The sequence below is a fragment of the Streptosporangium vulgare genome (assembly GCF_042428775.1).
Lineage (GTDB): Bacteria > Actinomycetota > Actinomycetes > Streptosporangiales > Streptosporangiaceae > Streptosporangium > Streptosporangium vulgare.
The window spans coordinates 1-908 of record NZ_JBHMBS010000122.1 but is presented as its reverse complement, the minus strand read 5'-3'; the positions used below and the strand labels follow the sequence as shown (position 1 = coordinate 908).

General features: G+C 71.0%; 1 protein-coding gene. It reads right to left on the bottom strand.

From position 1 onward, the window contains the following. On the bottom strand, positions 1 to 890 hold an 890-nt coding region (locus ACFFRH_RS44265; protein WP_386164201.1), incomplete at its 3' end, for a polyketide synthase dehydratase domain-containing protein. Between the last annotated feature and the right edge of the window lie 18 nt (positions 891 to 908).

The window sequence follows — 908 nt, the reverse complement described above, 5'->3', positions numbered from 1 at the left end:
GCTCTGACGCGCAGGGTGGTGGCGCCGACCGCGTGGACCGACACCCCGCTCCAGGCGAACGGCAGATACGGCCGCCCCGGCTCCGGAGCCGGCAACAGATCACCCAGCGCACTGGCATGCAACGCCGCATCCAACAGGGCCGGATGCACCCCGAACCGCGCCGCATCAGCATGCGCCTGCTCAGGCAACACGATCTCGGCCAGCACCTCCCCAGGCCGCACCCACGCCCGCGCCAACCCCTGGAAGATGGGCCCGTACTCCAGGCCGATCTCACCCAGACGCTCGTACAAGTCCTCCACCGCCACCGCCACCGCGTCCGCCGGCGGCCACACCGCCACCGCGAACCCCGGCTCGGTGTCGGCCCGCTCGGCGAGCTCGCCTTGCGCGTGCAACGTCCACGCTTGCGCGTCATGGGCTCGCGAGTGGATCGCCACCGGCCGCCCCCCCGACTCCTGCAGCGCGCCGACCACCATCTGCACCCGCACGCCGCCCTCATCGGCCAGCACCAGCGGAGCCTGCAACGTCAACTCCCGCACCAGCGGACAGCCCAGCTCCTCACCCGCCCGACCGGCCAGCTCCACCAACGCCGTCCCCGGCACGATCACCGTCCCGTTGACCACGTGATCAGCCAGCCACGGCTGCGCAGCCACCGACAGACGACCACTGAAGAGCACCGACTCCCCGCCCGCGACCTCCGTCACCGCACTCAACAACGGGTGATCGATCGCCTCCAAACCGGCCGCGTCCATGTCCCCGGCCTCGACCTGCGCCGCCACCCAGAACCGCTCCCGCTGGAAGGCATACGTCGGCAGATCCACCCGCACCGGCCGAGCCGGAGCGAAGAACGCATCCCAATCAACCGCGATACCACGAACCTGCAACTGCCCCAACGCCCTGACCAGCGTCCG